19 protein-coding genes are annotated in these 23,929 nt (G+C 64.3%); 10 read left to right on the top strand and 9 right to left on the bottom strand.

Annotated elements, in window-relative coordinates:
- Window positions 1-28 precede the first annotated feature (28 nt).
- The 3 genes from lhgO to ACNFCI_RS08250 all read right to left on the bottom strand — a co-directional run bounded on the left by lhgO (window position 29) and on the right by ACNFCI_RS08250 (window position 2,753).
- Entirely contained in the window at window positions 29-1,222 is a 1,194-nt protein-coding gene (gene lhgO / locus ACNFCI_RS08260) for an L-2-hydroxyglutarate oxidase (protein ID WP_416767799.1), read from the bottom strand.
- A gap of 105 nt (window positions 1,223-1,327) precedes the next feature.
- Window positions 1,328-2,038, bottom strand: coding sequence for a FadR/GntR family transcriptional regulator (locus tag ACNFCI_RS08255; protein WP_084855096.1), 711 nt, complete (start codon window positions 2,036-2,038; stop codon window positions 1,328-1,330).
- Window positions 2,039-2,399: 361 nt separating this feature from the next.
- Entirely contained in the window at window positions 2,400-2,753 is a 354-nt protein-coding gene (locus tag ACNFCI_RS08250) for a hypothetical protein (protein WP_416767797.1), read from the bottom strand.
- Window positions 2,754-3,090: 337 nt separating this feature from the next.
- On the opposite strand from ACNFCI_RS08250, the gene ACNFCI_RS08245 reads away from it, so the two are divergent.
- Complete coding sequence (locus ACNFCI_RS08245; RefSeq protein ID WP_084855098.1) at window positions 3,091-7,956, top strand: NAD-glutamate dehydrogenase; 4,866 nt, start codon at window positions 3,091-3,093, stop codon at window positions 7,954-7,956.
- A 203-nt stretch (window positions 7,957-8,159) separates the two neighbouring features.
- On the opposite strand, the gene ACNFCI_RS08240 is transcribed toward ACNFCI_RS08245, so the two are convergent.
- Entirely contained in the window at window positions 8,160-8,978 is an 819-nt protein-coding gene (locus ACNFCI_RS08240) for a pyruvate, water dikinase regulatory protein (RefSeq protein WP_084855099.1), read from the bottom strand.
- A 179-nt stretch (window positions 8,979-9,157) separates the two neighbouring features.
- Between ACNFCI_RS08240 and ppsA the strand changes: the two genes are divergently transcribed.
- The 8 genes from ppsA to ACNFCI_RS08200 all read left to right on the top strand — a co-directional run bounded on the left by ppsA (window position 9,158) and on the right by ACNFCI_RS08200 (window position 17,402).
- A complete protein-coding gene (ppsA, locus tag ACNFCI_RS08235) occupies window positions 9,158-11,533 on the top strand; it encodes a phosphoenolpyruvate synthase (protein ID WP_084855100.1) in 2,376 nt (791 codons plus the stop codon).
- Between the two features lie 95 nt (window positions 11,534-11,628).
- On the top strand, window positions 11,629-12,618 hold the full coding sequence (locus tag ACNFCI_RS08230; protein ID WP_368829232.1) for an alpha/beta fold hydrolase: 990 nt from the start codon (window positions 11,629-11,631) through the stop codon (window positions 12,616-12,618).
- 152 nt (window positions 12,619-12,770) lie between these two features.
- The gene (gene rraA / locus ACNFCI_RS08225) at window positions 12,771-13,262 is read left to right on the top strand and encodes a ribonuclease E activity regulator RraA (protein ID WP_224458467.1); all 492 of its coding nucleotides are present in this window, start codon (window positions 12,771-12,773) and stop codon (window positions 13,260-13,262) included.
- Between the two features lie 27 nt (window positions 13,263-13,289).
- A complete protein-coding gene (locus tag ACNFCI_RS08220; protein WP_084855103.1) occupies window positions 13,290-14,285 on the top strand; it encodes a zinc transporter ZntB in 996 nt (331 codons plus the stop codon).
- Window positions 14,286-14,498: 213 nt separating this feature from the next.
- Window positions 14,499-14,750 carry a hypothetical protein gene (locus ACNFCI_RS08215; protein WP_043206741.1) on the top strand — a complete coding sequence of 84 codons (252 nt, stop codon included), beginning with the start codon at window positions 14,499-14,501 and terminating at the stop codon, window positions 14,748-14,750.
- A gap of 2 nt (window positions 14,751-14,752) precedes the next feature.
- Window positions 14,753-15,577 carry a mechanosensitive ion channel family protein gene (locus tag ACNFCI_RS08210; protein ID WP_084855104.1) on the top strand — a complete coding sequence of 275 codons (825 nt, stop codon included), beginning with the start codon at window positions 14,753-14,755 and terminating at the stop codon, window positions 15,575-15,577.
- A 113-nt stretch (window positions 15,578-15,690) separates the two neighbouring features.
- Window positions 15,691-16,257: an RNA polymerase sigma factor SigX gene (gene sigX, locus ACNFCI_RS08205; RefSeq protein WP_084855105.1), complete on the top strand. Its 567-nt coding sequence runs from the start codon at window positions 15,691-15,693 to the stop codon at window positions 16,255-16,257.
- A gap of 110 nt (window positions 16,258-16,367) precedes the next feature.
- The gene (locus tag ACNFCI_RS08200; RefSeq protein ID WP_084855106.1) at window positions 16,368-17,402 is read left to right on the top strand and encodes an OmpA family protein; all 1,035 of its coding nucleotides are present in this window, start codon (window positions 16,368-16,370) and stop codon (window positions 17,400-17,402) included.
- 97 nt (window positions 17,403-17,499) lie between these two features.
- On the opposite strand, the gene ACNFCI_RS08195 is transcribed toward ACNFCI_RS08200, so the two are convergent.
- The 4 genes from ACNFCI_RS08195 to ACNFCI_RS08180 form a co-directional block, all read right to left on the bottom strand.
- Entirely contained in the window at window positions 17,500-19,170 is a 1,671-nt protein-coding gene (locus ACNFCI_RS08195; protein WP_368829231.1) for a protein kinase domain-containing protein, read from the bottom strand.
- 10 nt (window positions 19,171-19,180) lie between these two features.
- Window positions 19,181-20,392 (bottom strand): nitrate/nitrite transporter, encoded by a 1,212-nt coding sequence (locus tag ACNFCI_RS08190; RefSeq protein ID WP_368829230.1) that lies wholly within the window; start codon window positions 20,390-20,392, stop codon window positions 19,181-19,183.
- Window positions 20,393-20,597: 205 nt separating this feature from the next.
- Window positions 20,598-21,173 carry an ANTAR domain-containing response regulator gene (locus ACNFCI_RS08185; protein ID WP_084855109.1) on the bottom strand — a complete coding sequence of 192 codons (576 nt, stop codon included), beginning with the start codon at window positions 21,171-21,173 and terminating at the stop codon, window positions 20,598-20,600.
- Between the two features lie 11 nt (window positions 21,174-21,184).
- Window positions 21,185-22,399, bottom strand: a complete 1,215-nt coding sequence (locus tag ACNFCI_RS08180; protein ID WP_416767794.1) for a CmpA/NrtA family ABC transporter substrate-binding protein — start codon at window positions 22,397-22,399, stop codon at window positions 21,185-21,187.
- 128 nt (window positions 22,400-22,527) lie between these two features.
- On the opposite strand from ACNFCI_RS08180, the gene ACNFCI_RS08175 reads away from it, so the two are divergent.
- A complete protein-coding gene (locus ACNFCI_RS08175) occupies window positions 22,528-23,553 on the top strand; it encodes a quinone-dependent dihydroorotate dehydrogenase (protein WP_416767793.1) in 1,026 nt (341 codons plus the stop codon).
- A 99-nt stretch (window positions 23,554-23,652) separates the two neighbouring features.
- Here the strand turns inward: ACNFCI_RS08175 and rmf are convergent, their stop codons facing one another.
- Entirely contained in the window at window positions 23,653-23,868 is a 216-nt protein-coding gene (rmf, locus tag ACNFCI_RS08170) for a ribosome modulation factor (RefSeq protein WP_080642046.1), read from the bottom strand.
- Window positions 23,869-23,929 lie beyond the last annotated feature (61 nt).

The raw sequence follows: 23,929 nt of genomic DNA, 5'->3' as shown, positions 1-23,929 counted from the left end.
TGTCTTTGTAGTTGGGTGTGCAGCAGGTTCAGCGGGCCTTGAGGATCCTTTCGGCGATCATCTGGCCGATGGGAATGGCCGAGGTCGCGGCCGGTGATGGGGCATTGCAGACATGCACCATGCGCGGGGTCTCGGCGAACAGGAAATCGTGCACCAGGGTGCCGTCGCGCATCACCGCCTGGGCGCGGATGCCGGCCTCGTAGGGCAGCAGGTCCTGGACTTCGAGCTGGGGGCAGTACTTGCGGCACTGTTCCAGGTAGCCGCGCTTGAACAGCGAGTTCTTCATCTCGGTGGTGCCGGAGCCGAGGTTGTTCCAGAGGGTCTTCCAGAAGCCGGGGAAGCGCGCGTATTCGGCAACGTCCCGCCAGTTCACCGAGAACTTGCGGTAGTTCTCCCGGCCCAGGCCGAGCACGGCGTTGGGGCCAACGGTGACGCTGCCGTCGATCATCCGCGTCAGGTGCACGCCAAGGAACGGCAGGTCCGGATCGGGGATCGGGTAGATCAGGTGGTTGACGATCTGGTTCTTGCTCGGCGGCAGCCGGTAGTACTCGCCACGGAAGGGGATGATCTGGTGGTCGATCTTCACCCCGGCCAGGCGCGCCAGGCGGTCGGACTGCAGGCCTGCGCAGGCGACCAGCTGGCGGGTGCGCCAGCTCTGGCCGTCGCTGCTGACTTCGACATGCTCGCTGTGTTCCTTGATCGCCCGCACCGTGGTGGCCAAGCGCACTTCGCCGCCGGCCTTCTGGATGACACGGGCCATGGCGTCGCACACCTGCTTGTAATCGACGATGCCAGTGGCATCGAGGAACAGTGCCCCCTTGCCGACGATATTGGGCTCGCGGCGCTTGAGCTCGGTGGCGTCCAGGCGTTCGACCTTCAGCCCGTTCTGCCGGGAGCGCTCGTGCAGCGCCTGCATACGCTGCATTTCCAGGTCGTTGGAGGCCACCAGCAACTTGCCGCAGACCTCGAAGGCAATGCCGTGCTCGGTGCAGAAGTCTTTGGTGGCCTGGGCGCCGCGCTTGCACAGGTCGGCCTTGAGGCTGCCTGGGGCGTAGTAGATGCCCGCATGGATCACGCCGCTGTTATGGCCGGTCTGGTGACGGCCGAGGCTGGTTTCCTTCTCGAGGATCAGCAGCGATGCGCCGGGGCGCTGCTCGAGCAGGGCCATGGCGGTGGCGAGGCCGACGATGCCGCCGCCGATGATGCAGTAGTCGTAGGTCATGCAGGAGGTACCTTGGATTTCTTGTCGGTCGATCTGCTTATCAGGTTGTCAGACTAAGTAGGGCGTATGATAAGGCTCGCCAGGCCATTGCGTGTGGCTCCGGTGTCAGTCGAGTTCGGGAAGGTCGATTTTCAGGCGCCGTGCCGAGGCCCGCAGGTGCGCTTCGGCGCACGCTGCAGCCGCCAGGCGGTCGCCGTCGGCGATGGCCTGGTACAGCGCCTGGTGTTCGCGGTTGGCATCGGCCGAGCCGCCCACCGAAGAGGTGGCGGAGTTTTCCCAGGCGCTACGCCGCGCGGCCGCCAGCTGGCCGCCGAGAAAATCGTGGAAGGCCACGAAATAGTCATTCTTGCTGGCTTCGGCGATGGCCCGGTGGAAGGCCACGTCGGCGGCGGAGGCGCTGGCCAGGTCGCTACGCTTGTCGAGCATCGCCTGCAGGGCTTGGCCCATGCGCGCCAGGTCCGCGTCGTCGCGACGGCGGGCGGCGATGGCCGCAGCCTGGGTCTCGATCCACAGGCGCATTTCGAACATCTGCGCCAGGTCCGGCTTGCGCCCGTTGCTGCCGGGGAAACGGAAAACGGTGCCGCTGGGGGTTTGTGAAATGTACGAGCCGAGCCCACGCCGGGCGATGAGCACGCCATCGGCCTTGAGTTGCGCCACCGCCTCGCGCACGACCGAGCGGCTGACGTTCAGCTGTTCGGCCAGTTGCTGTTCGGTGGGCAGGCGCGATTCGGCAGCCAGGCGGCCGGAATCGATCTCTGCGCGGATGGCGCTGACAACCCGTTCGACCAGGGTGTCGGGGCGCTGGAGCTCTAGCATTGGGAGTGATTGCCTATTGATCAGGTTGTCAGACAATGCCTGTGGCGGGGTTGGGATGTCAATGGGTTGGGGCTGCCTTTAGAGGCTCGTCGCTTGGGAGATCGAGCGCCGCCCGCGCGGCGCATCGCGAGCTGCGCTCGCTCCTACGTTTGTTCGGGCCAGTCCATCCTGTGGGTTTTTCGCGCGGGCGCCTTGGTGTATGGCGCGATATCGTGTCGTACGAACCAGGCGGTCGCGCGCGCCTGTCACAGGCGTTACTGGCCGGAAACAAACGTAGGAGCGAGCGCAGCTCGCGATGCGCCGCGCGGGCGGCGCTCGATATCACAGGCGCAGAAAACCTATCGGCATACGCCAAACAATCTCAACGCTCGCTGACAAAGGTCCCGGTACCGTCGAGGATGTTGCGCAAGGTCAGCTCGACCTCCTCGAGGTCGGTACCTGCCGAGGTCAGCACGATCTCCAGCTGTTCTGAGCCCTTGAGGGCATCCCGGTCGCTGGCCGCCACTTCGATCAGCAGCCGAGTGGCACTGAGCGTCACCTTCAGGCCGTCGAGCGTCGATGGCTCGTCATCCAAGGTCAGGTCCACGGTGTCTTCGTCCGGGTAACGGGTGAGCAGGAACATCTGGCCCTTGTCGCTGTGGCAGCACAGGGTCGCCATGTTGTCTTCTTCTTCGTCGCAGGGCGTGGCGAAGAGCAGGGCGGTTTTCAATTGCATGGCTGGCTCGGGTCGAAGGTATGAAAGGGGAATTCTGACAGCCTTGCCCGCGTACATAAACGTAAAGTTACCGCCCCTTGACCGAAATTGTCGCAGCGCTGCAAGCCCTGGTGACCACTCAGTCGTTAAGCTGCCCAGTCGATGGACACCCGTAAAGCCACAGCCCGAGGGCGGCAGTCGTCTTTGCAGGTGCTCATCCATGAACGGATGGACGCGAAATGGCGTCCGACGCCTGGTTTTCACCGTCCAGTCGCCACGGGTTGGCTATCGTTGATTCGTGTACGGCGGACGCACGCGACGCTTCACCAAATAACAAAGCCCAAGCGGAGTACCACAGATGGCGTTCTTCACCGCAGCCAGCAAAGCCGACTTCCAGCATCAACTGCAAGCGGCCCTGGCGCAGCACATCAGCGAACAGGCACTGCCACAAGTGGCGCTGTTCGCCGAACAGTTCTTCGGCATCATCTCTCTGGACGAACTCACCCAGCGCAGGCTTTCCGACCTGGCCGGCTGCACCCTCTCTGCCTGGCGCATCATCGAGCGCTTCGATCCCGAGCACCCGCAGGTACGGGTCTACAACCCCGATTACGAACGCCACGGCTGGCAGTCGACCCACACCGTGGTCGAAGTGCTGCACCATGACCTGCCGTTCCTGGTCGACTCGGTGCGCACCGAACTCAACCGCCGCGGCTACAGCATCCACACCCTGCAGACCACGGTGCTCAGCGTACGGCGCGGGGCCAAGGGCGAGCTGGTCGAGCTGCTGCCCAAGGGCACCCAGGGTGAAGGCATCCAGCATGAATCGCTGATGTACCTGGAGATCGACCGCTGTGCCAGCGCCGCCGAGCTGACCACCCTGAGCAAGGAGCTGGAGCAGGTACTGGCCGAGGTACGTGTGGCGGTGGCCGACTTCGAGCCGATGAAGGCCAAGGTCCGCGACCTGGTGGAGCTGGTGGAGCAGACCGCGTTCGGCCCGGCACAACACGACAAGGCCGAGGTGAAGAGCTTCCTGTCGTGGCTGCTGGACAACCATTTCACCTTCCTCGGCTATGAAGAGTTCGTGGTCGAGTCCGATGCCGGCGGTGGCCACCTGGTCTATGACGAAGGCTCGTTCCTGGGCCTGACCCGCCTGCTGCGGGCGGGGCTGGGCGCCGACGACCTGCGCATCGAGGACTACGCCGTCACCTACCTGCGCGAACCCGAGCTGCTGTCGTTCGCCAAGGCCTCGCAACCGAGCCGCGTACACCGCCCGGCCTACCCGGACTACGTGTCGATCCGCCAGATCGACGCCGACGGCAAAGTGGTCAAGGAGTGCCGCTTCATGGGCCTGTACACCTCCTCGGTGTACGGCGAGAGCGTGCGCACCATCCCGTACATCCGGGGCAAGGTGGCCGAGGTGGAGCGCCGCTCGCACTTCGATCCCAAGGCCCACCTGGGCAAGGAGCTGGCCCAGGTACTGGAAGTGCTGCCGCGCGACGACCTGTTCCAGACCCCGATCGACGAGCTGTTCACCACGGTCATGGCGATCGTGCAGATCCAGGAACGCAACAAGATCCGCGTGTTCCTGCGCAAGGACCCGTACGGTCGCTTCTGCTACTGCCTGGCCTACGTGCCGCGTGAAATCTACTCCACCGAGGTGCGCCAGAAGATCCAGCAGGTGCTGATGGAGCGCCTGAAGGCCAGTGACTGCGAGTTCTGGACCTTCTTCTCCGAATCGGTGTTGGCACGGGTGCAGTTGATCCTGCGTGTCGACCCGAAGAATCGCATCGACATCGATCCGCAGCAGCTGGAAAACGAAGTGATCCAGGCGTGCCGCTCCTGGCAGGACGACTATTCGGCGCTGGTGGTGGAGAACTTCGGCGAAGCCCAGGGCACCAATATCCTGGCCGACTTCCCCAAAGGCTTCCCGGCCGGCTACCGCGAGCGTTTCGCGGCGCATTCGGCGGTGGTCGACATGCAGCATGTGCTGGCGCTGTCCGAGAGCAAGCCGCTGGCGATGAGCTTCTACCAGCCGCTGACCCAGTTGGCCGAGCGCCAGCTGCACTGCAAGCTGTACCACGCCGATACGCCGCTGGCGCTGTCGGACGTGCTGCCGATTCTGGAAAACCTCGGCCTGCGCGTGCTGGGCGAGTTCCCGTATCGCCTGCGCCACGCCTCGGGCCGTGAGTTCTGGATCCACGACTTCGCCTTCACCTACAGCGAAGGCCTGGACCTGGACATCCAGCAGCTCAACGACATCCTGCAGGACGCCTTCGTCCATATCGTCAAGGGTGACGCCGAGAACGACGCCTTCAACCGCCTGGTGCTGACCGCCGGCCTGCCATGGCGCGACGTGGCGCTGCTGCGCGCCTATGCCCGCTATCTCAAGCAGATCCGCCTGGGCTTCGACCTGGGCTACATCGCCAGCACCCTGAACAACCACACCGATATCGCCCGCGAGCTGACCCGGCTGTTCAAGACCCGCTTCTACCTGGCGCGCAAGCTCACGGTCGACGACCTGGACGACAAGCAGCAACGCCTGGAGCAGGCGATCCTCAGTGCCCTGGACGAGGTCCAGGTGCTCAACGAAGACCGCATCCTGCGTCGCTACCTGGACCTGATCAAGGCCACCCTGCGCACCAACTTCTACCAGCCGGACGCCAACGGGCAGAACAAGCCGTACTTCAGCTTCAAGTTCAACCCCAAGCTGATTCCCGAGCTGCCCAAGCCGGTGCCCAAGTTCGAGATCTTCGTCTATTCGCCACGGGTCGAGGGCGTGCACCTGCGCTTCGGCAATGTGGCCCGCGGCGGCCTGCGCTGGTCGGACCGCGAGGAGGACTTCCGTACCGAAGTGCTCGGCCTGGTCAAGGCCCAGCAGGTGAAGAACTCGGTGATCGTGCCGGTCGGTGCCAAGGGCGGCTTCCTGCCGCGCCGCCTGCCGCTGGGCGGCAGCCGCGACGAGATCCAGGCCGAGGGCATCGCCTGCTACCGCATCTTCATCTCCGGCTTGCTGGACATCACCGACAACCTCAAGGACGGTGGCGTGGTACCGCCGGCCAACGTGGTGCGTCACGATGACGACGACCCTTACCTGGTGGTGGCGGCCGACAAGGGCACCGCGACCTTCTCCGACATCGCCAACGGCATCGCCATCGACTACGGCTTCTGGCTGGGCGATGCCTTCGCCTCGGGCGGTTCGGCCGGCTACGACCACAAGAAGATGGGTATCACCGCCCGTGGCGCCTGGGTGGGCGTGCAGCGTCACTTCCGTGAGCGCGGCATCAACGTGCAGGAAGACCCGATCACCGTGGTCGGCATCGGCGACATGGCCGGCGACGTGTTCGGCAACGGCCTGCTGATGTCCGACAAGCTCAAGCTGGTGGCCGCGTTCAACCACCTGCACATCTTCATCGACCCCAACCCGGACCCGGCTACCAGCTTCGCCGAGCGCAAGCGCCTGTTCGAGCTGCCGCGTTCGGCCTGGAGCGATTACGACACCAGCATCATGTCCGAGGGCGGCGGGATCTTCCCGCGCAGTGCCAAGAGCATCGCCATCAGCCCGCAGATGAAGGAACGCTTCGCCATCGAGGCCGACCGCCTGACGCCGACCGAGCTGCTGCATGCCCTGCTGCAGGCGCCGGTGGATCTGCTGTGGAACGGGGGTATCGGTACCTACGTCAAGGCCAGCAGCGAAAGCCACGCCGATGTCGGCGACAAGGCCAACGATGCCCTGCGGGTCAACGGCAACGAGCTGCGCTGCAAGGTCGTGGGCGAGGGCGGCAACCTGGGCATGACCCAGCTTGGCCGGGTCGAGTTCGGCCTCAATGGCGGCGCGACCAACACCGACTTCATCGACAACGCCGGCGGCGTGGACTGCTCCGACCACGAGGTCAACATCAAGATCCTGCTCAACGAAGTGGTGCAGGGTGGCGACATGACCGAGAAACAGCGCAACCAGCTGCTGGGCAGCATGACCGATGAAGTCGCCTCGCTGGTGCTGGGCAACAACTACAAGCAGACCCAGGCCTTGTCGCTGGCCGCGCGCCGGGCCCTGGAGCGCATCGCCGAGTACAAGCGCCTGATGGCGGACCTCGAAGCCCGTGGCAAGCTGGACCGGGCCATCGAGTTCCTGCCGTCCGAGGAGCAGTTGGCCGAGCGCCTGGCCGCAGGCCAGGGCCTGACCCGCGCCGAACTGTCGGTGCTGATCTCCTACAGCAAGATCGACCTCAAGGAGCAGTTGCTCAAGTCGCTGGTGCCGGACGACGACTACCTGACCCGCGACATGGAGAATGCCTTCCCGCCGTCGCTGGTCAGCAAGTTCGCCGAGGCCATGCGCCGTCACCGCCTCAAGCGCGAGATCGTCAGCAACCAGATCGCCAACGACCTGGTCAACAACATGGGCATCACCTTCGTGCAGCGCCTGAAGGAGTCCACCGGTATGAGCCCGGCGAACGTCGCCGGTGCCTATGTGATCGTGCGTGACATCTTCCATCTGCCGCACTGGTTCCGCCAGATCGAGGCCCTGGACTACCAGGTCCCGGCCGAGATCCAGCTGACCCTGATGGACGAGCTGATGCGCCTGGGCCGTCGTGCCACCCGCTGGTTCTTGCGCAGCCGTCGCAACGAGCAGGATGCAGGCCGTGACGTGGCGCACTTCGGGCCGAAGATCGCGCAGCTGGGCCTGAAGCTCGACGAACTGCTCGAAGGCCCGACCCGCGAGCGCTGGCAGCAGCGCTACCAGGGCTTCGTCGAGGCCGGCGTACCGGAGTTGCTGGCGCGCATGGTCGCAGGCACCACGCACCTGTACACCCTGTTGCCGATCATCGAGGCCTCGGACGTCACCGGCCACGACCCGGCCCAGGTGGCCAAGGCGTTCTTCGCCGTGGGCAGTTCGCTGGACCTGACCTGGTACCTGCAGGAAATCAGCAACCTGCCGGTGGAGAACAACTGGCAGGCCCTGGCCCGCGAGGCGTTCCGCGACGACATCGACCTGCAGCAGCGGGCGATCACCATTTCCGTGCTGCAGATGGCCGACGCGCCGGACGACATGGACGCCCGCGTGGCCCTGTGGAACGAGCAGCATAAGGTGATGGTCGAGCGCTGGCGCGCCATGCTCGACGACCTGCGCAACGCCACGAGTACCGACTATGCGATGTACGCGGTGGCCAACCGCGAGCTGGTCGACCTGGCGATGAGCGGGCAGGCGGCGGTGATTCCGTCCTGAGTGGGGGATTGAGGTAAAAAGAAAGCCCCGGCAGCGATGCCGGGGCTTTTCTTTTATAGCCTACCGCGTGCCCATGTAGGAGCGGCCTTGTGCCGCGAAAGGGCCGCACAGCGGCCCCGGCAATATCCGCTTGATGCACTGATCCCTTGGGGGCGCTTCGCACCCCTTTCGCGGCACAAGCCCGCTCCTACAGGGAGGCGGTGCTATTTGAAGCGGCGCTCGACGCCTTTTTCCACCAGGATCTTCGCCGAGATCTCCTCCACCGAAAAATGCGTGGAATTGATATGCGGGATGTTCTCCCGTCGGAACAGGCTCTCCACTTCGCGCACCTCGAATTCGCACTGGGCGAAGCTCGAATAACGGCTGTTGGGCTTGCGCTCGTGGCGGATGGCGGTCAGGCGGTCGGGGTCGATGGTCAGGCCGAACAGCTTGTTCTGGTGCTTCTTCAGCACCGCCGGCAGCTGCAGGCGCTCCATGTCATCTTCGGTCAGCGGGTAGTTGGCCGCGCGGATGCCGAACTGCATCGCCATGTACAAACACGTCGGCGTCTTGCCACATCGCGACACGCCCACGAGGATCAGGTCGGCTTTGTCGTAATAATGGGTGCGTGCGCCGTCGTCGTTGTCCAGGGCGAAGTTGACCGCCTCGATGCGCTCCATGTAGTTGGAGTTACCGCCGATCGAGTGGGACTTGCCCACGGAATACGACGAATGGGCGGTTAATTCCTGCTCCAGCGGGGATAAAAACGTCGAAAAGATGTCGATCATGAAGCCGTTCGAGGTGGCCAGGATCTCACGGATGTCCTGGTTGACGATGGTGTCGAAGATGATCGGCCGCATGCCGTCCCGCTCCGCCGCGTCGTTGATCTGGCGGACCATGTTGCGCGCCTTGTCGGGCGTGTCGATGTAGGGACGGGTGAATTTATTGAAAGGAATGCTATCGAATTGTGCGAGCAGGCTTTGGCCCAGCGTTTCGGCAGTGATACCGGTACCGTCGGAGATGAAGAACGCGGATCGTTTCATTTGCACCCTGGGCCTTAAGCTGCCGAAGTTTTCTGGAGTATGATAGGTTCGGTTTGCCGAACGCGTGTGTTCGGCATTCTCACTTATTTTCCAGGTCCAGGCCACAAGCGTCCGGCCAAGTCGGAGTCGACAGGCGGGCGCCCTTGAGCTTTTCCAATACAGTTAGTGGAGAGATCACCTTGGTAGAGTACGTAGTTTCCCTCGATAAGCTCGGCGTCCACGATGTAGAGCATGTGGGGGGCAAGAACGCATCCCTGGGCGAGATGATCAGTAACCTCGCAGGTGCCGGCGTCTCGGTGCCGGGCGGCTTTGCCACTACGGCTCAGGCGTACCGCGACTTTCTCGAACAGAGTGGCCTGAACGACCGCATCCATGCAGCCCTGGACGCATTGGACGTCGATGACGTCAATGCCCTGGCCAAGACCGGCGCGCAGATTCGGCAGTGGGTGATGGACGCCGAGTTCCCGGCGCGCCTGGACGCAGAAATCCGCACCGCTTTCGCCGAAATGGCCCAGGGCAACGACAACATGGCCGTCGCCGTGCGTTCCTCGGCCACCGCCGAAGACCTGCCGGACGCCTCCTTCGCCGGCCAGCAGGAGACGTTCCTGAACATCCGTGGCGTGGACAACGTGATCCGCGCCGCCAAGGAAGTGTTCGCCTCTCTGTTCAACGACCGCGCCATCGCCTACCGCGTGCACCAGGGCTTCGACCACAAACTGGTCGCCCTGTCCGCTGGCGTGCAGCGCATGGTCCGTTCGGAAACCGGCACCGCCGGCGTGATGTTCACCCTCGACACCGAGTCCGGCTTCCGTGACGTGGTGTTCATCACCGGTGCCTATGGCCTGGGCGAAACCGTTGTACAGGGCGCGGTCAACCCTGACGAGTTCTACGTGCACAAGCAGACCTTGCAGGCCGGCCGCCCGGCCATCCTGCGTCGCAACCTGGGCAGCAAGGCCATCAAGATGGTCTACGGCGACGAGGCCAAGGCCGGCCGTTCGGTCAAGACCGTCGACGTCGACCGTGCCGACCGCGCGCGCTTCTGCCTGACCGACGCCGAGGTCAGCGAGCTGGCCAAGCAGGCCATGATCATCGAGCAGCACTACCAGCGCCCGATGGACATCGAATGGGCCAAGGACGGGGACGACGGCAAGCTGTACATCGTCCAGGCACGTCCCGAGACCGTGAAGAGCCGCTCCAGCGCCAATGTCATGGAGCGCTACCTGCTCAAGGAGAAGGGCACCGTCCTGGTGGAAGGTCGCGCTATCGGCCAGCGCATCGGCGCCGGCAAGGTCCGTGTGATCCACGACGTTTCCGAAATGGACAAGGTGCAGCCAGGCGACGTGCTGGTCTCGGACATGACCGACCCGGACTGGGAACCTGTGATGAAGCGTGCCAGCGCCATCGTCACCAACCGCGGCGGGCGCACCTGCCACGCGGCGATCATTGCCCGTGAACTGGGCATCCCGGCGGTCGTCGGTTGTGGCAACGCCACCCAGGTGCTCAAGGACGGCCAGGGCGTGACCGTCTCCTGCGCCGAAGGCGACACCGGCTTCATCTTCGAGGGTGAGCTGGGCTTCGACGTCAAGCAGAACTCGGTCGACGCCATGCCTGAGCTGCCGTTCAAGATCATGATGAACGTCGGCAACCCGGACCGCGCCTTCGACTTCGCCCAGCTGCCGAACGCGGGTGTGGGCCTGGCGCGCCTGGAGTTCATCATCAACCGCATGATCGGCGTGCATCCCAAGGCGCTGCTCAACTATGCAGGCCTGCCGGCCGATCTGAAAGAGAGCGTCGACAAGCGCGTGGCCGGTTACGCCGACCCGGTCGGCTTCTATGTCGAAAAGCTGGTCGAGGGCATCAGCACCCTGGCTGCGGCGTTCTATCCGAAGAAGGTCATCGTGCGCCTGTCGGACTTCAAGTCCAACGAGTACGCCAACCTGATCGGCGGCAAGCTGTACGAGCCGGAAGAAGAGAACCCGATGCTGGGCTTCCGCGGCGCCTCGCGCTACATCAGCGAGTCGTTCCGTGACTGCTTCGAGCTCGAGTGCCGCGCCCTCAAGCGCGTGCGCGACGAGATGGGCCTGACCAACGTCGAGATCATGGTGCCGTTCGTGCGCACCCTGGGCGAGGCCAGCCAGGTCGTCGACCTGCTCGCCGAGAACGGCCTGGGCCGTGGCGTCAACGGCCTGCGCGTGATCATGATGTGCGAGCTGCCGTCCAACGCCCTGTTGGCCGAAGAATTCCTCGAGTACTTCGACGGCTTCTCCATCGGTTCCAACGACCTGACCCAGCTGACCTTGGGCCTGGACCGCGACTCGGGCATCATCGCCCACCTGTTCGACGAGCGTAACCCCGCGGTCAAGAAGCTGTTGGCCAACGCCATTGCCGCGTGCAACAAGGCCGGCAAGTACATCGGTATCTGCGGCCAGGGCCCGTCGGACCACCCGGACCTGGCCAAGTGGCTGATGGAGCAGGGCATCGAGAGCGTGTCGCTGAACCCTGACTCAGTGCTCGAGACCTGGTTCTTCCTGGCCGAGGGCCAAGGCGCAGCCTGATGCAACGAACGCGGGAGCGCTCCAGGGCGCTCCCGCCTGGTTTACCCAGGGCGAGTTCCAGCAATGGATCCCGCCCTTTTTTGTGCAATCGACCTATGCAAAGCAGCAGTACCCTGTTTCCCGTGGCCTTGCTCAGCGCCGAGCGACGCGGTGACCTCAGCGAGGACGTGTACCGGATCAAGGCCGGCAACAGCCCCGACCCCAGCGTGGAACTGGCCGTGACCCGCCTGGGCCTGGCCAGCCAGGCGAGTGCCCAGGGTGTGCCGGTGATCCTCCTGCATGGCAGTTTCTCCAACCGTCGTTTCTGGTATTCACCCAAGGGCATCGGCCTGGGCGCCTACCTGGCCCGGGCCGGGTTCGATGTGTGGATTCCGGAGATGCGCGGCCATGGCCTGTCGCCACGCAATCGCCAGTGGCGGCATAACCGTGTCGCCGACTACGCCCGCTTCGATTTGCCGGTGATCGGCGCGTTCGTCCAGGAACAGGCCGGGCAGGCGCCGCACTGGGTTGGCCATTCCCTGGGGGGCACCACCCTGGCGGCGGCGTTGGGAGGTGGCTACCTGGGTGCAGACGAGGTGGCCAGCGTGGCCCTCTTTGGCGCCCAGGTCAGCCGTGTGTACTGGCCGCTGAAAGTGCCGCCGGTTGCCTGGAGCGCGCGCTTGCTGCTCAAGCGTTTCGCCCAGTTGTCCGGGTCGCGGCTCAGGCGTGGCCCGGAAGACGAACCCATTGGCCTTGCGCTGGAGAGTTTGCGTTGGCACAAGCTGTTCGGGCGTTTCGGCGACAAGCAGGACGACTGGTGGGCCGGGTTGGCGCAGGTCGATGTGCCGCTGCTGGCCGTGGCAGGCGCGGCGGATCACCAGGACCCGGTATGGGCCTGCCGCAAGCTGTTCGAGCAACTGGGCGGGACGCGCAAGCAATTCCTGCGCCTGGGGCGGGAGGAGGGCTTCGATGCGTTCGGGCACGTCGACATGCTGGTGAGCAAGGCGGCGCAGGCGCAGGTGTGGCCGTTGGTGGAAGGGTGGTTGAACGACCCGCTTTCGCCGTTGCCCGGGGCTGCGGTGGTGGAGCCTGGCTTGGCCGGGTGAAGCCAGGCTGGTCTGCTCGGCCCCATCGCCGGCAAGCCGGCGATGGATCTACACCTGGCCTCGACTGACCGAGCAGTCTCGGATGACTGCGAGGGCTTCCCCGGTGTAGCCTTGGGCAACTTCGCTTTCGTTGTGACTGACAGGAGTTTCCCATGCAGCATTACGTAACGCCCGACCTGTGCGACGCCTACCCGGACCTGGTCCAGGTGCTGGAGCCGATGTTCAGCAATTTCGGTGGTCGCGACTCCTTTGGCGGCCAGATCGTCACCATCAAATGCTTCGAGGACAACTCGCTGGTCAAGGAGCAGGTCGAGCTCGACGGCACGGGCAAGGTCCTGGTGGTCGATGGCGGTGGTTCGCTGCGCCGTGCGCTGCTGGGCGACATGCTCGCCGAAAAGGCTGCCAAGAACGGCTGGGAAGGCCTGGTGATCTACGGCTGCGTGCGCGACGTGGATGTACTGGTGCAGACCGACGTCGGTGTCCAGGCCCTGGCCAGTCACCCGATGAAGACCGACAAGCGCGGCATCGGCGACCTCAACGTGGTAGTGACCTTCGCTGGCGTGACCTTCCGCCCGGGCGAGTACGTGTACGCCGACAACAATGGCGTGATCGTCTCGCCAAGCCCGTTGAAGATGCCCGAGTGACGCGCTGCGCGCGCTGATGGAGCTGGAATGTTCGAGGAAGACAACGCGCAGTGGGGGCTGGTCCATGCCCTGGTGCTCGACGGCAAAGGCGGCGCGCGCTCGATTGCCCGGACCGAACTGGACGACCTTGCCTTGCAGGCCGGGGAAAGCCTCTGGCTGCACTGGGATCGCAGCCATCCCCAGACCCGCACCTGGTTGCTGCACGACAGTGGCCTGAGCGAGTTCGCCTGCGAGCTGCTGCTGGAGGAGAACACCCGCCCACGCCTGCTGCCGCTGGCCGAGGAGCAGATGCTGCTGTTCCTGCGTGGGGTTAACCTGAACCCGGGGGCTGAACCCGAGGACATGGTATCGGTGCGTATCTTCGCCGAGGCCCGACGGGTGATCTCGCTGCGCTTGCGGCCGCTGCGTGCCAGTGACGAGATTCTCCAGCAGTTGGACGAGGGCCGGGGGCCGAAGTCGGCGTCCGAGCTGTTGCTGCTGATGGGCGAACTGCTTACCGAGAAGGTCCAGGCGTTGGTCGATGACCTGTCGGAAGTGGTCGACCTCGAGGAAGAGAAGGTTGAATCCGACGAACGGTATAGCCCGGTGCAGGGCAGTCTGCAGCAGATCCGCCGCCGTGCCGCCGGCCTGCGTCGATTCCTCGCGCCGCAGCGGGAGATCTACGCCCAGCTCTCGCGCAACAAGTGGAGCTGGTTCGCCGATGGCGATGCCGACTACTGGAACGAGCTGAACAACAGCCTGACCCGTTACCTGGAGGAGCTGGAGCTCACCCGCGAGCGGGCTGCACTGGTGCTCGAGAGTGAGGACCGGCGGCGCAGCGAGCGCATGAACCGGACCATGTACCGCTTCGGCATCATCACCTGCATCTTCCTGCCCATGAGCTTCGTCACCGGCCTGCTGGGCATCAACGTCGGCGGTATCCCGGGCGCCGACAGCCCCTATGGTTTCCTGCTTGCCTGCGCCGTGGTGCTGGGCTTGGCGGCAGGGCAGTGGTGGCTGTTCCGGCGGTTGCGGTGGGTATGATTCAGCCTCGTCTGTCGTGCCACCGCCATCGCGGGGTAAGCCGGCTCCCACAGTTTCGGTGCACCCTTTCAACTGCCGCTGAGTCTGTGGGAGCGGGCTTGCCCCGCGATGAGGATTGCCAGAGGCCAAAGCATTTTGAAACATTCGTGCCACATCCAGGTGTGACCCATCGGCCCGTGCCCTCGTCTTTGACAGACATCACGCGAGGTGCCCATGCACGATCCGTTTGAAGAATCCTTGCGCGACCTGCTCAAGGCATCGCCGTCCGGCCAGGACCGTGACGATGCCGCTTGCCTGGGTCGCGTCCTCAAGACCGCCAACCGCCAGGTCGGTGCGGGTGATCTGTTCAGCTTGCTCGGCCGTTGGAGCCAGGCGCTGATGATCGCCGTGAACAATGGCTCGGCGCATGTCGCGCCGGTGCGCCGCAACCCTGCCGCAGGCAGAAAAGCTGATAAGGCCGATTGAATATGGAACTCGATCTCTGGACCCAGAGCCTGGTCACTGCGATGACCGCCCTTTGGACCAAGGTGGCGAACTTCATCCCCAACCTGTTCGGCGCCCTGGTCGTGGTGCTGCTCGGTTTCGTGGTGGCCAAGCTGCTCGACACCCTGTTGTCCAAGCTGCTGGCCAAGTTCGGCCTGGACCGCCTGATGAGCGGCACCGGCCTGACCAAGATGCTCAGCCGCGTCGGCATCCAGGTGCCCATTTCCACCCTGATCGGCAAGATCGTCTACTGGTTCGTACTGCTGATCTTCCTGGTCTCGGCCGCGGAGTCCCTGGGCCTGGAGCGGGTTTCAGCGACCCTCGACATGCTCGCCCTGTACCTGCCGAAAGTGTTCGGCGCGGCGCTGGTATTGCTGGCCGGCGTGCTCCTGGCGCAGTTGGTCAATGGCCTGGTGCGCGGCGCCGCCGAAGGGGTGGGCCTGGAATATGCCGCCGGGGTCGGGCGTATCGCCCAGGGCCTGGTCATCATCATCAGCATCTCGGTGGCGATCAGCCAGTTGGAGGTCAAGACCGACCTGCTCAACCATGTGATCGTCATCGGTTTGATTACCGTTGGTCTGGCCGTTGCACTGGCGATGGGCCTGGGCAGCCGGGAAATCGCCGGGCAGATCCTGGCTGGAATCTACGTGCGTGAACTCTACCAGGTCGGCCAGCAGGTGCGGATTGGAGAGGTCGAAGGGCAGATCGAGGAGATCGGTACGGTCAAGACGACCCTGCTGACCGATGATGGCGAATTGGTGTCGTTGTCCAATCGGGAATTGCTCGAGCAGCGAGTCAATAGCCGCTAACCGCACAAAAGCTGTTAATGTATGCCGCCGCGAAAACCGGCCCATGGGGCCGAGCGGCGACATTGACCCGACTGTCGGCCAGATCCGTTTTGAATAAAGTTCATTCGCCGCCCATGCGCTATGACCCCCGAGAACTCACTGACGAGGAGTTGGTGGCGCGTTCGCATGAGGAGCTGTTTCACGTAACCCGCGCCTATGAGGAGCTCATGCGGCGCTACCAACGGACCCTGTTCAACGTCTGTGCACGTTACCTGGGGAACGACCGGGATGCCGACGATGTCTGTCAGGAAGTGATGCTCAAAGTGCTGTACGGCCTGAAGAACTTCGAGGGAAAGTCCAAGTTCAAGACCTGGCTCTACAGCATCACCTACAACGAATGCATTACCCAGTACCGCAAGGAACGACGCAAGCGAAGGCTGATGGATGCCCTGAGCCTGGACCCTATGGAAGAGGCGTCCGAGGACAAGGCACCGAAACCTGAAGAAAAAGGCGGGCTGGATAAATGGCTGGTGCATGTGAACCCGATCGACCGGGAAATCCTGGTGCTTCGATTTGTCGCAGAGCTGGAATTCCAGGAGATCGCAGACATCATGCACATGGGCCTGAGCGCCACGAAAATGCGCTACAAGCGTGCGCTCGACAAGCTTAGAGAGAAATTTGCGGGGCTCACTGAAACTTAGTGGCGCGTAAATATCTCTAACCAACCGGCAAGTTCTGCTAGACTTGCCGTCGAGTTGTCCCCCGGATGTTGGTGGGACTGCTTAACTATCACCAGATGGGGATTTAACGGATGAAATTGAAAAACACCTTGGGCTTGGCCATTGGTTCGCTTGTAGCCGCCACTTCGTTTGGCGCTCTGGCACAAGGTCAAGGCGCCGTCGAGACCGAGATCTTCTACAAGAAGGAGTTCTTCGACAGCCAGCGCGACTTCAAGAACGACGGCAACCTGTTCGGTGGCTCGATCGGTTACTTCCTGACCGACGACGTCGAACTGCGTCTGGGCTACGACGAAGTTCACAACGCTCGTGGCGAAGACGGCAAGAACATCAAGGGCTCCAACACCGCCCTGGACGCCGTTTACCACTTCAACAACCCGTACGACGCCATCCGTCCGTACGTTTCGGCTGGTTTCTCGCACCAGAGCCTGGGCCAGACCGGCCGTGGCGGTCGTGACCACTCCACCTTCGCCAACGTTGGCGCTGGTGCCAAGTGGTACATCACCGACATGTTCTACGCCCGTGCCGGTGTCGAAGCTCAGTACAACATCGACCAGGGCGACACCGAGTGGGCCCCGAGCGTCGGTATCGGCATGAACTTCGGCGGTAGCCCGAAGCAAGCTGAAGCTGCTCCGGCTCCTGTTGCCGAAGTCTGCTCCGACAGCGACAACGACGGCGTCTGCGACAACGTCGACAAGTGCCCTGACACCCCGGCCAACGTTACCGTTGACGCCGACGGCTGCCCGGCTGTTGCCGAAGTCGTACGTGTTGAGCTGGACGTCAAGTTCGACTTCGACAAGTCGGTCGTCAAGCCAAACAGCTACGGCGACATCAAGAACCTGGCTGACTTCATGAAGCAGTACCCACAGACCACCACCACCGTTGAAGGTCACACCGACTCCGTTGGTCCGGATGCTTACAACCAGAAGCTGTCCGAGCGTCGTGCCAATGCTGTCAAGGAAGTCCTGACCCAGCAGTACGGTGTTGAATCCAGCCGTATCGACTCGGTTGGCTACGGTGAGACCCGTCCGGTTGCTGACAACGCCACCGAAGAAGGCCGCGCTATCAACCGTCGCGTTGAAGCTCAGGTCGAAGCCCAGGCCAAGTAATTTGGTTTGATGCTTCACGAAAAACCCGGCTTCGGCCGGGTTTTTCTTTTTTTGGCCTGCAGGCTTCGCTCTGTGGGAGCAGCAATGCCGTGACGTCTCATCGCTTGAGCAAAAGCACCAGCAGGAGCAGGTTCAGCAGCAACGACAGTAACGCCACCCCCTGCCAGACCTTCAACGGTTCCCTTTCCAGCAGCGGCCGGGCTCGCTTGGGCGCCTCGTCCCTGTCTCCTCGCTCGAAGGCCAGCAACCATTCCTCGGCCGTCTCGAACCGTCGCGCAGGCTCACGCGCTACTCCTCGCAACAGGTTCCCCTGCACCCAGGCCGGCACATCCGGTCGGTAGCGTGCCGGATCGACCGCCACGCCGAACCGGGGCCGCTGGAACGCCTCGACCTCGCCATACGGGTAACGCCCCGTGAGCAGGAAATACAGGCTCACCCCGACCGCATAGAGGTCCTGCTGCGGGCTGGGCTGGGCGCCTTCGAACGCTTCCGGTGCGATGAACGAAGGGGTACCGGGCAGCGCGTGGGCCGCGTCCTCGGACAAACCCGGGCAATAGGCCAGGCCAAAATCCAGCAGCCGTACCTGGCCATCGCTGCCAAGGTGCAGGTTGTCCGGCTTGATGTCCCGATGCAGCAGGTTGCGCCGGTGCAGTGCGCCGACTGCTAGCAGTAGCTGGCGCGCCACCTCCAGCCAGCGCTGCAGGGGCAGCGGTCCATGCTCGGCAAACAGGCTCGCCAGGGTCTGCCCTGGGTATTCGCGCATCAGGTAGTACAGGTGCTGGCGCTGGCTGGCGCTGTGCACTTCGGGAAAATGCCGCCCGGCGACCCGGCGCAGGAACCATTCTTCCAGCAACAGGCGCTGGGTGGCGCCCGGTTCGGCACGCAGGTCCTCAGGCAGGGTCTTGAGCAGCCAGGCTTGCCCCTGGCTGTCGTGCACCCGATACAGCACCGATTGACGGCTGCGCGACAGCACTGCATCGACCTGCCAGCCATCGATCGACTGGCCTGGGCGTAGCAGCCCGGGCACCGGCCATTGCTGCAGGTGCGCCAAGGTATCGCCGAGGTTGGCCGGGCCCAGCTGGTCCACGCGCACCAGCAGGGCGCTGGCGTTGTCCTGGCTGCCGGCATGGTGGGCCGTGGCGACCAGGGTGTCGGCGGCTGCCTGCAGGTCGGGCTGGTCATGCAGTATCGACTGGATAAGCCGATCGCCAAGGGTCGCCCAGACGCCATCGCTGAGCAGCATGAAGCAATCGCCGACCTGCAGCTCACCCTCGAGGTAGTCCACCAGCAAGTGCTGGTCCAGCCCCAGGGCCCGCTTGAGCACATGCTGCATGCCGGGCTGGTCCCAGACATGGTCTTCGCTTAAACACTTCAGGTGGCCTGCGTGCCAGCGGTAGATGCGGCAGTCGCCCACGTGGGCCAACGTGAAACGCCGCCCGCGCAATACCAGGGCGCTGAGTGTGGTCAGCAGCGGCTGGCCGTTGCCTTGGGCACGCAGCCAGCGGTTCTGTGCCAGCAACAGGCGGTCGAGGGCCTGGGTCACGCCCCAGGTGGCCGGGGTGGCGTAGTAGTCCAGGGCCAGCGCCTGCAGGGTGGCCTTCGCGGCCAGGCCGCCGTCGGCACACTGGCTGACGCCATCGGCCAGCGCGCACAGGTAGCCCTTGCTGGCGGCCAGCTCCGCAGCGGGCGTGACCAGGCGCAGGGCATCCTGGTTCTCGGCCCGTGGGCCGGTGGCCGTGGCTTGGGCGAAGCTCAACTGCAGGCTCATGGGTACTTCCTCAGACCCGCGCCGCAGTGACGGCCGCAGAGCCCCAGGTGGTGCGCCAGCGCTGTTTGACACCGTGCAGGCCGAACCAGGCCAAAAGGCCGAGGCTGGCGAACAACCACAGGGCTAGCTGGTAGTCGCCGGTATGTTGCTTGATCGCCCCCAGCCCGGCGGCCAGGAGGAACCCTCCGATGCCCCCGGCCATGCCGATGAGCCCTGTCATCACGCCGATCTCCTGGCGAAAGCGCTGGGGCACCAGTTGGAACACCGCGCCGTTGCCCGCGCCAAGGCCGAGCATGGCGCTGACGAACAGGGCCAAGGCCGCCATGGCGCTGGGCAGGTTGAAGCCGACCGCGGCGATGCAGATGGCGGCCACGCTGTACATGGCCAGCAAGGTGCGGATCCCGCCGAACCGGTCGGCCAGGGCGCCGCCCAGGGGGCGCATCAGGCTCCCGGCGAATACGCAGGCGGCCGTATAGTAGCCGGCGGTCACCGGGCTCAGGCCGTACTGGTCGCTGAAATAGCCGGGCAGGGCACTGGCCAGGCCGATGAAACCGCCGAAGGTTACGCTGTAGAAGAACATGAACCACCAGCTGTCGCGGTCGCCCAGGGCCTTGAGGTAGTCCGCCATGGCCTTGGGCTTGGGCCGTTGCGGTGCATTGCGTGCCAGCAGGGCGAACAAGGCCAGGGTCAGCACCAGGGGCAGCAGGGCGAAGCCGAACACGTTGTTCCAGCCATAGGCCGCCGCCAGGGCCGGGGCCAACAGGGCGGCGAACACCGTGCCGGAATTGCCCGCGCCGGCGATGCCCATGGCCTTGCCCTGGTGCTGAGGGGGATACCACTGCGAGGCCAGGGGCAGGGAGACAGCGAACGAGGCGCCGGCAAAGCCGAGGAATACGCCCAGCAGCAAGGCTTGCCCATAGCTATGGATGCCCAGATGCCAGGCGCTGGCCAAGGCGGCGATCACCACGACCTGGCCGAGCAACCCGGCCGTCTTCGGCGACAAACGATCGACCAGCAGGCCCATGACGAAACGCAGCACGGCGCCGGCCAGGATCGGCGTGGCCACCATCAGGCCCCGTTGCTGTGCGCTGAGCCCGAGGTCGGTGGCGATCTGCACCGCCAAGGGGCCCAGCAGGTACCAGACCATGAAGCTCAGGTCGAAATACAGGAACGCGGCAAACAGGGTGGGGACATGCCCGGATTTCCAGAAGCTCGTATTCATCGAACACCTCGCGTGGCTGCAACGCTGGTCACGCCCTGGCTGTGCAGGGCTGGAACGAAAAAGACGCCGCTGCCCGCTCCACGAGAGGAGGGGAGAGCGACGTCTTTGTCGGGAATCAAGTGAGGTAGCCGCCTCTGGCTACCGGTGAGGTTTGCTCAGCAAGAGATGGGCCAACTGTAGGCGGGGGGCTTTGGATTTTCGGTGCCTAGCCCAGCATCTCGTGCATGGCGATGATCTGCTCGGCCACCTGTATCAGCTTCTGCTGGCGGCTCATGGCCTGGCGTCGCATCAGCGTGTAGGCCTGTTCCTCGTTGCAGTCTTTCATCTTCATCAACAGCCCTTTGGCTTGTTCGATGCGCTTGCGTTCGGCCAGTTGCTGGTCGCGAGCCAATAACTGTGCCTTGAGCGCCTGGTCGCTTTCGAAGCGGGCCATGGCCACGTCGAGGATCGGCTGCAGGCGCGTGGCCTGGATGCCTTCGACGATATAGGCGCTGACCCCGGCCTGGATCGCCTGGCGCATCACGCCCGGGTCGTGCTCGTCGGTGAACAGCACGATCGGGCGAGGGCGGTCGCGGCTGACCAGAACCACCTGTTCCATCACATCCCGGCCCGGTGATTCGGTATCGATCAGAATCACGTCCGGGTGCACAGTTTCGACACAGGTGGGCAGGTCGATGGTCAGCGCGCCGGCCTCGATCACCTCGAAGCCCGCCTCGATCAGGGCGCCCTTGAGGCGGCCGACTTTCTTCTCGGTATCGTCGATCAGCAGGATACGCAGCATGTTCGTGCTCCTCACAGTCCGGCTCGGGTGCCGAGAGCGTCATCCAGGGCATGCAGGCGGAAGCTGCGGGCATAGCCGTAAGGGTCGCTGCCGTCCCAGCGGCTGCCGTCGATCAGCAGGCTGCTGCGCATGAGGGGATAGGAGCATGGCACGCCGATGGCCTCGGCTGCCTGTCGGTAAAGATCCAGCTGCTGGACTTGGTGGGCGATCTCCCGGTAGTCCGGGTCTTCGCGTAGCAGGCCCCAGCGGCGGAACTGGGTCATGAACCACATGCCGTCGGACAGGTAGGGCATGTTCGCCCGCCCCTGGTCGAACAGGCGCAGGGCGTGAGGGTCGTGCCACTGGTTGCCAAGGCCGTCCTGGTAGTCGCCGAGCAGTCGCGGTTCGATGCTGCCCAGCGGGGCGTCCAGGTAGGCCTTGCCGCTGAGCAGTTGGGCTGTGCTACGACGGTTTTCCTGGCATTGCTCGATGAATCGGCTGGCAGCCAGAACGGCTTTCAACAACGCTCGGGCACTGTTGGGGTATTGCTCTACGAATGAGCGGGTAGCGCCGAGGACTTTTTCCGGGTGGTCCGGCCAGATCGACTGGCTGGTCGCCAAGGTAAAGCCCAAGCCCTTGGCCACCGCATCGGCCGACCAGGGCTCGCCGACGCAAAAGCCGTCGATGCGTCCAGCCTGCAGGTGGGCAGCCATTTGCGCGGGAGGTACCACCACACTGCGCACGTCCTGCAGTGGATGGATACCCTTGCTGGCCAGCCAATAGTACAGCCACATGGCGTGGGTGCCGGTGGGGAAGGTCTGGGCGAAGGTCAGGCGTGCGCCATGCTGGTGCACCAGGCGCGACAACGCCTCGGGGCTGGTCACGCCTTTGCGCTGCAGGGCCGGGGAGAGGTTCAGGGCCTGGGCGTTCTGGTTCAGGCCCATGAGCACGGCCATGGCATGGCTGGGGACGCCGCCCAGGCCCAGGTGCACGGCATAGACCAGGCCGTACAGGCAATGGGCGGCGTCCAGTTCGCCACTGACCAGCTTGTCGCGCAGCCCGGCCCAGGAGGCCTGGCGCCTGAGGTTGAGGGTCAGGCCGTGCAGCTGGGCGAAGCCTTGTGTGGCGGCCACTACGACTGGCGCGCAGTCGGTCAAGGCCATGAAGCCGATGTCCAGGGAGGTTTTCTCGGGGGCATCGCTGCCATTGACCCAGGCCAGGGGTGTCGTGGGGAGTGCTGTATTCAAGGGGTTCCTCGCCGATACGGGGCTGTCTGCCTGTACCTTGCGAAGCAACCCATGTGCCAGCGCCCCTGTCGCCCGGGCCGCGCGCTGGCTATAATCGCCCGCTCACTCACCGCGAGTCTTGCCTGCCCATGTATACCCTGGCCCGCCAGCTGCTGTTCAAGCTTTCCCCGGAAACCTCCCACGACCTGTCCCTGGACCTGATCGGCGCCGGTGGCCGCCTCGGTCTGAACGGCCTGCTGTGCAAGCAGCCGGCGGCGTTGCCGGTAACGGTCATGGGCTTGAACTTCGCCAACCCGGTCGGTCTGGCCGCTGGCCTGGACAAGAACGGCGCGGCCATCGACGGTTTCGCCCAGCTGGGTTTCGGCTTCGTCGAGATCGGCACCGTGACCCCGCGCCCTCAGCCGGGCAACCCCAAGCCGCGTCTGTTCCGCCTGCCCGAAGCCACGGCGATCATCAACCGCATGGGGTTCAACAACCTCGGCGTCGATCACCTGCTGGCGCGGGTTCGCGCAGCACGTTATGACGGTGTGCTGGGCATCAACATCGGCAAGAACTTCGACACGCCGGTCGAGCGCGCGGTTGACGACTACCTGATCTGCCTGGAGAAGGTCTACGCCGACGCCAGCTATATCACCGTCAACGTCAGCTCGCCCAACACCCCAGGCCTGCGCACCTTGCAGTTCGGCGATTCGCTCAAGCAATTGCTGCAGGCGCTGGCGGTGCGCCGCGAGCAGTTGGCCACCGAGCACGGCAAGCGCGTGCCCCTGGCCATCAAGATCGCCCCGGACATGACCGACGAGGAAACCGCGCTGGTGGCCTCGGCGCTGATGGAAACCGGCATGGACGCGGTGATCGCCACCAACACCACGCTCGGCCGCGAAGGCGTGCAGGGCCTGCCGTTCGGTGACGAGGCCGGTGGCCTGTCCGGTGCGCCGGTGCTGGAGAAGAGCACCCACACGGTGAAGGTATTGGCCGGTGAACTGGCCGGCAGGTTGCCGATCATCGCCGCAGGCGGGATCACCGAAGGGCGTCACGCAGCGGAAAAGATTGCCGCGGGTGCCAGCCTGGTGCAGGTGTACTCGGGCTTTATCTACAAGGGGCCTGCGCTGCTCCGCGAGGCGGTGGATGCCATTGCGGCGATGCCTCGGCAATAAAGGAACGGGCATAAAAAAGGGCCCCTCGAGGGGGCCCCTGGGCCTCAGCCCGCCGCCCGGATAGGGCGCGCATGGTGACTCGAATTCAGTGTCCTCGTCTCAGCCAACGGCGTGATTTTCGTTGAGTCTCTGGATGCCAGCGGTGCCGGTCATGCCATCCCAGTTGTCACCGCGTCCTTCGCGCCAGCCATTGATCCAGGCTTGACGTACGGACGGCAGGTTGAAGGGGCAAAGCTCGCGGGATTTGCCGGTGACCCCATACTGGTAGCCACGTGAATATGCTCTTTCCAACGGATCACGCTTAAGTCTTCTCATAGGGTGTTGCCCTCACTTGTTGACTGTAATGTCCCGTCGGCCTCTCCGAGGCCGGGCAGAA

This window comes from Pseudomonas sp. NY15356 (genome assembly GCF_048068175.1).
In the GTDB taxonomy this organism is placed as follows: Bacteria; Pseudomonadota; Gammaproteobacteria; order Pseudomonadales; family Pseudomonadaceae; genus Aquipseudomonas; species Aquipseudomonas putida_K.
Note: the sequence above shows the minus strand (reverse complement) of the source record. Positions and strands in the feature narration are given on the sequence as shown.

What these genes read in the sequence shown, in the direction of transcription:
- lhgO (WP_416767799.1), bottom strand. Translation starts at nt 1,222, where the DNA reads ATGACCTACGACTACTGCATCATCGGCGGCGGCATCGTCGGCCTCGCC.
- ACNFCI_RS08255 (WP_084855096.1), bottom strand. Translation starts at nt 2,038, where the DNA reads ATGCTAGAGCTCCAGCGCCCCGACACCCTGGTCGAACGGGTTGTCAGC.
- ACNFCI_RS08250 (WP_416767797.1), bottom strand. Translation starts at nt 2,753, where the DNA reads ATGCAATTGAAAACCGCCCTGCTCTTCGCCACGCCCTGCGACGAAGAA.
- ACNFCI_RS08245 (WP_084855098.1), top strand. Translation starts at nt 3,091, where the DNA reads ATGGCGTTCTTCACCGCAGCCAGCAAAGCCGACTTCCAGCATCAACTG.
- ACNFCI_RS08240 (WP_084855099.1), bottom strand. Translation starts at nt 8,978, where the DNA reads ATGAAACGATCCGCGTTCTTCATCTCCGACGGTACCGGTATCACTGCC.
- ACNFCI_RS08230 (WP_368829232.1), top strand. Translation starts at nt 11,629, where the DNA reads ATGCAAAGCAGCAGTACCCTGTTTCCCGTGGCCTTGCTCAGCGCCGAG.
- rraA (WP_224458467.1), top strand. Translation starts at nt 12,771, where the DNA reads ATGCAGCATTACGTAACGCCCGACCTGTGCGACGCCTACCCGGACCTG.
- ACNFCI_RS08220 (WP_084855103.1), top strand. Translation starts at nt 13,290, where the DNA reads ATGTTCGAGGAAGACAACGCGCAGTGGGGGCTGGTCCATGCCCTGGTG.
- ACNFCI_RS08215 (WP_043206741.1), top strand. Translation starts at nt 14,499, where the DNA reads ATGCACGATCCGTTTGAAGAATCCTTGCGCGACCTGCTCAAGGCATCG.
- ACNFCI_RS08210 (WP_084855104.1), top strand. Translation starts at nt 14,753, where the DNA reads ATGGAACTCGATCTCTGGACCCAGAGCCTGGTCACTGCGATGACCGCC.
- sigX (WP_084855105.1), top strand. Translation starts at nt 15,691, where the DNA reads ATGCGCTATGACCCCCGAGAACTCACTGACGAGGAGTTGGTGGCGCGT.
- ACNFCI_RS08200 (WP_084855106.1), top strand. Translation starts at nt 16,368, where the DNA reads ATGAAATTGAAAAACACCTTGGGCTTGGCCATTGGTTCGCTTGTAGCC.
- ACNFCI_RS08195 (WP_368829231.1), bottom strand. Translation starts at nt 19,170, where the DNA reads ATGAGCCTGCAGTTGAGCTTCGCCCAAGCCACGGCCACCGGCCCACGG.
- ACNFCI_RS08190 (WP_368829230.1), bottom strand. Translation starts at nt 20,392, where the DNA reads ATGAATACGAGCTTCTGGAAATCCGGGCATGTCCCCACCCTGTTTGCC.
- ACNFCI_RS08185 (WP_084855109.1), bottom strand. Translation starts at nt 21,173, where the DNA reads ATGCTGCGTATCCTGCTGATCGACGATACCGAGAAGAAAGTCGGCCGC.
- ACNFCI_RS08175 (WP_416767793.1), top strand. Translation starts at nt 22,528, where the DNA reads ATGTATACCCTGGCCCGCCAGCTGCTGTTCAAGCTTTCCCCGGAAACC.
- rmf (WP_080642046.1), bottom strand. Translation starts at nt 23,868, where the DNA reads ATGAGAAGACTTAAGCGTGATCCGTTGGAAAGAGCATATTCACGTGGC.